This is a genomic window from Streptomyces sp. NPDC001135 (genome assembly GCF_053598395.1).
Genome location: NZ_JBSFKD010000037.1, coordinates 87,591 through 93,955, shown reverse-complemented (window position 1 = coordinate 93,955; position 6,365 = coordinate 87,591). Strand labels below are relative to the sequence as shown.

Sequence of the window (6,365 nt, the reverse complement as noted above, 5' to 3'; positions counted from 1 at the left end):
AGCGGTGGACGGCGTCGTAGTGCTGTGCCACGGGGTAGCTGCGGTTTCCGCTTGCGCTCCAACCGCGAAGCCTCGCGCTGCGCGCGAGGCAAGCGGGCCGCGCTCCGCGCGGCCGAGCTGGCAGCAGGGTAGGTCAGATGCCGGCTGGACGGGTCCGTATCTCTTGGGAGGTGGATGTGTAGATGACCAGGCGGCTAACGGTAGACCGGTGGAAACGGATCAGCAGGGGGCGTTGGGGGTGTGGGGATCGAGGGGGGCCAGAAGGGATCGTTCGGCGGGGTGTACGGCTTCGTCGAGCTGCCAGGACGGTGGGTAGGAAAGTGAATCTTTCCTGCGACCCACAGGAAGCCTAACGTGATCACTGTGGCCGCCACGATCGCCACTAAGTGGTAAAAAGCCCTCTTCAGCACTCCCTGATCCTCCCTCACCTGCTTCGCTGGATCAGCACCCGGCTTCTTCCATACTCATACCCCGCCTGCCTCCTGGTCTCCCGGCCCGGAATGTGGGACATCGTGCCACATCCAAGGGGCTCCCGTGAACGGGTGGTGCTTCAAATTGAAGTGGAGATAGACTATGGAATGGTGAAGCAGTACCCGGCGAGGGAAGAAAATCGGTTCTGGTCATCCTCTCTGTGCGTTCAGAGACTGGCGTCTGGCTTCGGTCACCTTCCATTGGGGTTGCTGACTCACCATCATCAGGTGCTGTCACCTAGGGTTCTTCTGCGTGATGCCCCCGGTGTGGCCCGCAGGAGAAGGCAGATCAGAATGGCAGTGAAGGAACTCCGACCTCACCAGCGAGAAGCGGTGGACGCAGTCCTGCGGGCACTCGAATTTCCTGCAAGATCAACACTGTCTGTGCGAGGGCTCCGGACACAGGTGATCATGGCAACCGGAACCGGCAAGACACTTGTCGCCGTGCGCAGCGCTGAGGAGCTGCGTGCAGGGCGTGTGCTGGTGCTCGTACCTTCGCTGGATCTGCTCACCCAGACCGAGGCCGCCTGGCGTGAGGGGGGACGCACAGGCCAGGTGATCGGGGTCTCGTCCCTGCGGGGCGAAGAGGTGTCCTTCCCCAACACCACCGACGTGACCGAGCTGGTTGATTGGGTGCGGCCGTTCGACAAGGTCACGGTGTTGGCCACGTACGCCTCGCTCGGGCTGGGCACGCTGGAGCGGGCGCACAAGGCCGGCCTTCCGGGGTGGGACCTGATCGTGGTCGATGAGGCGCACCGGTGTTCGGGGCGTATCGGGAAGCCGTGGGCGGTCGTTCACGACAACACCCGCATCCCGTCCCTGCGCCGCCTGTACATGACGGCCACGCCCCGGCTGTGGCAGCTGGACGAGGACCAGGAGCAGGGCGCGCCGGGCGAGCTGGTGGCGAGCATGGAGGACGATCCGGACGGGCCGTTCGGCGCCCGCTGCTACACGTTGACGCTGTCGGAGGCGATCGACCGGGGGATCTGCGCGCCGTACGAGGTGGTGTGCGTGGATATCACCGACACCCAGCTCCAGGCCGCGCAGCTGTTGGGCGTGGAGGGCCGCTCGGACGCGGTCCGCGGGGCTCGGCTCGCGGCGCTGCAGACCGCGCTGGTGAAGGCGTCGTCGGAGGAGAACTTCCGGCGCACGCTGGTCTTCCACCACGTCGTCAAGGAGGCCGAGGCGTTCGCGGCTGGCCTCCCGGGTGTCGCCGCGCAGCTGCACGCGGCCGACCCCGAGCTGTACCCGCGCACGATCTGGGCCAACTGGCTGTGCGGCGAGCACAAGCCGGGTCACCGGCGGCGGGTTCTCACCGAGTTCGCCGACGGGATCGCCACGGACGGCACCGTCGTAGAAAAGGGCTATCTGGGGTCCGTGAGGGTCCTGGGCGAGGGCGTCGACACCAAGAACTGCGACTCCGTCTACTGGGCCGACGTACGCGGCTCCATGCCCGACCTCGTCCAGGCCGTCGGCCGAGCTCTGCGGATGCAGCCCGGTGAGGGCAAGGTGGCCAGCCTGGTCGTGCCGGTCCTGCTCGGGCCCGGGGAGACGGTCGACAGCATGCTGACCTCGCGGGCGTTCGGCGGGCTGGCGAAGCTGTTGGAGGCGCTCAGGGCGCACGACGCCCGGGTGGTGGAGCAGTTGGCCGAGCAGCAGGCGCAGAGCGGTGTCAGGGGCGTTCAGAGTCGCAGCGGGGGCCAGGAGGGCCGAGGCGAGGGGGAGGGGTCCGGGCCGTCGACTCCGGCCCGGCAGCTGCTGAAGTTCTCCACGCCGCGTGACCCCGCGCAGCTCGCGGCGTTCATCAACCTGCGGGTCCTCAACCCCGAGCACGCCCACTGGCGGCGCGGCGTCCAGGCGGCCGTCATCTACGCCCGCGAGCACGGCGACCTGAAGGTCCCGTTCACGTTCCGCGTGCCCGGCCGCGACGACCAGGAGGCGCAGGTCGAGGGGTGGCCGGCCGCGCTCGACCGGTTCCCCCTTGGGCAATGGATCGCCGACGCCAGGCGCGTCTACGCCCGGGGGAACATGGACGCCGACCGCGTCCAGCAGCTGGAAAGGCTCGGCATGGTCTGGTCGCACTTCGACGTCGCGTGGGAAGAGGGCCTGGCCGCCGCGCGTGGATGGGCCGAGGAGAACGGGCACCTCCTGGCACCGCTGGACGCCACTCACCAGGGCTACAAGGTGGGCATCTGGCTGAAGAACGCGCGGGCCGCCGCACGGAAGGCCGCCGAGATCGAGCAGCGGCGTGCCGAGGGGCTGTCGGTTCAGTCGGTGGCCGGCGCGCTGTCGGACGAGCGGCGCGAGCAGCTGGAGGACATCGACCCCTCGTGGTGCCCGGCCTGGCCGGTGGAGTGGCAGCGCGCCTTCCACCTCGTCCGGCAGCACCTGGAGGCCGGCGGCGAACTGCCCATGTCGCCGGGCGTCGTCGTGCACCAGGGCGAGGATCTGGGGCGGTGGGTCCGCTCAGTCCGGCTGGGATGGGACAAGCTCACAGGCGTGCAGCAGTGGATGTGTGAGCACATCCTCGGGATCGAGCCTGCGGCCGAGGACGAGAAGCCACGGCCGCGCCGTACGCAGGCAGACAAGTGGGCGATGAACTACGCGGCCGCCAAGCAGTTCTACGAGCGTGAGGGGCACCTTCGGGTGCCGAGGAAGCACGTCGAGACGAGCGTCGGCGAGGACCAGGAGGAGCGGCAGCTCCGGCTTGGTGCATGGATCGGGAACCAACGCAGCAGAGCCGCGACGCTGTCGCCGGAGCGGGTGGAGCAGCTGTCCGCGATCGCCATGCGCTGGACGTAGCCGGGCGGGCGGCCGGCTGGGGGGTGGGCGGTCAGGAACGCGGTAGCCGCGCACACCGGTACTGGAAAGGGCGATGGAATGCACCAGCAAAAGATGAAATTCACCCGAACGAGGGACCGATGAAGGCGTGATCCCTAAATTCTGGCCGAAATGATGGATGTTGCCCAGATTTGCCCTTATGGGCGGGTCAGGCGGGCGCCCCGAAACCCCGTAGAATTCCCACGGGCGTTTCCCGAAGTGTCCATCTGTCGCACTCCTCCGGGTCATATGACCGGAGGAAAGCCCTCCGGTCATACCGGAAGCAGGTGATACACCCGTGGGAGACGAAGACAACGGCCCGAGCTGGGACTACTGGACCTTCATGGTCACGCTCTTCACGTGCCTGTGGGACGTGATCATGAAGCGATAGCCCCAGTCGGGCCATCACCCACCAGGAGCCGCCTCCCAGCCAGGGGGGCGGTCTCTTGTTTTATCTACCCGCCGAACCCCACCCTAACGAATCTATGGATGCGTCCGCCGCGCGGACATCATGGTACATGACTTTCTCTCCAGGTCTCGGCATGTGATTTCATTCCTGGGCACTCAAATCGCTCCTGGAGGCTTTCAGGGGCCCTCACGGGCCTCCAGGGTTCGAAGGTTCCGCAATTTGAAATGCCCGCATGCCCGTCTTGCTCTATTTCGTGGTGATTCTCGAAGCGCTGTGCGGGCCCGTGTCTTTGGGAACCCGCCGTCTGGGGGCCGGTTTCGCAGCGCCAGGGGACAGGCTGACTCGAGTACTTGCCGCGAGTACTCACGTAAGTACGATCGCCCGGCACTGCGACTAGAGCTACACGCGTGGCGCATCGGACGGCTGCCCACCGGCCTGCTCACGGTAGTGCTGGGCAGCGGCCAAGCCCCCCCCCCCCGGCAGCAGGCACTGGAGGCGCTGCGCCAGCAGGTGCGGGCCTGGTCCACTGCCAACCGGACACCGCCCTTGGCCTTCTCGACTAGGTGGTTCCTCCAAGCAGCGGGCTCGCATCACCAGAAGCATCGGGTGGGGCCTGGGTCGTGGGGACGGGCGGCAGCACGTTCCTCCTCCGCAATCCGCTGCTGATCCCGATGCAGGGCGTCCACTCGGGCCTCCGGGGTGACGGCCTCGCCGACGGTGATCGCCGCCGTGCCGGTGATTTGCGTCAGGGAGTAGCGGACGGGAGAACGGCTGGACCGCGTCGGCAGGTGCAGGCGGGCGACGCCTGCCGGGAGCTCGGCACGCAGCGCTCCGTGCCAGCGGATCCACAGCGCGGGGCGCCCTCGGAGGGCCTCGTCACGGAGCTTGTCGACGGCGGTGCTGTCGTCCGCGCGGTCGATCTCCACGGCGATCGACGGACCCTCCTTGCGAATCAGGCGAAGATCTAGGTAAGCAGACCAAGGTGGCGACCAGTAGGAAACGCAGCCTCCGCTCATAAGGCGAGGCGGGTCGATGTAGCGCATCGGCGCCTCACATCTGACCCGCCAGCCTGACACGTGAGCCCACTGAGCTACCGCGCGGGTGATGTGCTGGGTTGCTTCTTTGCCGGTCAGGCCGGTGAAGCAGAAGCGGGTGGCGGACAGGTACGCATGTAAGGCAGCGGCGAGGATTGCGGACTCGCCTGACGCTGTCGGATCGATGGCCATCCGCTGATTCTCTGCCTGGGCACTGACAACGGCTGGGCACAGCTGCGGACCAGCTGGAACATGCTCGGCGCTTGCGTGGAAGGCATCACGGCATGACGTGGTCCTTGCCCGAGCCGATGCTGACCGTGGCCGTGGACAGCCCGGTCCTGCCCGCCGGCTGGGCGGCGGGGCCCAAGTGGGATGGTTCTCCAGACACTTGAAGTTGTCCCATCCGAGTGACAGCTCGGCGTCTCGGCACGCCTCCGATCGGCACCAGAAGACCGCACAGCCCTGCAGCCTCGCGCCACAGGCGTGGACGCGAACCGTGACGCCCACATAACATGTCACCGTTAACTTAACGGCGACAACCTGAGGGCCGCGATGACCATCACCGCGCAAGACGTCTACACCTTGGCGCCGTTCGCCAGGACGCTCGGGATACGCTTCGGAGCCCTCAAGGCCGACGCTGTCACCGCGCAACTCGCCTACACGCCCGAGCAGTCCACCGTCGGCGCCGCGATGCACGGCGGGGCACTGATGGGGCTGGCCGATGTAGCCGGCGCCGTGTGCGCCACGCTGAACGGGACCGCCGACACCGTCCCCGCGACCATGGAATCCACCACCCACTTCCTGCGGCCCGTACACGGCACCGGCGCCTTCGCGACCTCCCGCCCGCTGCACGTCGGCAAGTCAACAGTCGCCGTGGAAATCGACATCAGGGATGACAAGGACCGGCTCTGCGTCCGCGTCACTCAACTCGTCGCCCTCCGGAGGCGCCATGACTAAGGGACCCGACCAGACCACGGCCGACGCCCGCGCCAGCACAACCGAAAGCCGTCGGCGCAGTCGCGCCAAGCGAGGCCACGGCGGCCGACTGAGGGACGAGCTCGTCGAAGCGGCCGGCACGCTGCTCGACGACGCCGGCGAGGACGGCGTGACCATCCGTGCGGTGGCACAGGCTGTCGGGGTCAGCACCCCCTCGGTATATCTGCACTTCGACAACCGACTGGAACTGCTGCACACCGTGTGCCTCGGGGTCTGGGACGAGCTCGGCCGACGGATGCTGAGCATCAGCACCCAGACCACCGACCCGTTCGCCGAACTCCACCAGCGCAGTGTCGCCTACATCAGGTTCGGGCTCGACCATCCCCTGCGCTACCGCCTGGTCGCGACCGGACCCGCGACAGCCGCCACTGAGCAGGTCGCCGACGCCTGCTTCCGATTCCTGCGGGAAACGGTGCAGCGATGCGCCGACGCCGGCGTGCTCCACGGTGATGTGACGGCGCTGACCCGGGCCATCTGCGCGTGCCTGCACGGTGCCGTCTCGCTGCTGATCCTCCAGCCGACCTCGAAATGGCCCGACGACATCCCCCAGTACGCAGACGATGCCGCCACCCTCGCCTGCCAGGGCGCCGCCGCCCTCTCACGCGCGCACCATGGCCGCTACGAAACGTGAACTGT

The 6,365-nt window shown here is 67.6% G+C and carries 4 protein-coding genes; 3 read left to right on the top strand and 1 reads right to left on the bottom strand.

Going from position 1 to position 6,365, the window contains the following annotated elements; translation table 11 throughout:
• Positions 1-764: 764 nt before the first annotated feature.
• Complete coding sequence (locus tag ACWC94_RS34385) at positions 765-3,272, top strand: Helicase associated domain protein (RefSeq protein ID WP_450801209.1); 2,508 nt, start codon at positions 765-767, stop codon at positions 3,270-3,272.
• A 1,017-nt stretch (positions 3,273-4,289) separates the two neighbouring features.
• Here the strand turns inward: ACWC94_RS34385 and ACWC94_RS34380 are convergent.
• Positions 4,290-4,925 carry a hypothetical protein gene (locus ACWC94_RS34380; protein WP_450801208.1) on the bottom strand — a complete coding sequence of 212 codons (636 nt, stop codon included), beginning with the start codon at positions 4,923-4,925 and terminating at the stop codon, positions 4,290-4,292.
• Positions 4,926-5,285: 360 nt separating this feature from the next.
• Here ACWC94_RS34380 and ACWC94_RS34375 point away from each other — a divergent pair, with 360 nt between their 5' ends.
• Together ACWC94_RS34375 and ACWC94_RS34370 are read left to right on the top strand one after the other, a co-directional pair.
• Positions 5,286-5,690 carry a PaaI family thioesterase gene (locus ACWC94_RS34375; RefSeq protein WP_450801207.1) on the top strand — a complete coding sequence of 135 codons (405 nt, stop codon included), beginning with the start codon at positions 5,286-5,288 and terminating at the stop codon, positions 5,688-5,690.
• Positions 5,683-6,360: a TetR/AcrR family transcriptional regulator gene (locus ACWC94_RS34370; RefSeq protein ID WP_450801206.1), complete on the top strand. Its 678-nt coding sequence runs from the start codon at positions 5,683-5,685 to the stop codon at positions 6,358-6,360. The genes ACWC94_RS34375 and ACWC94_RS34370 overlap by 8 nt, the downstream gene beginning before the upstream one ends.
• Positions 6,361-6,365: the final 5 nt, after the last annotated feature.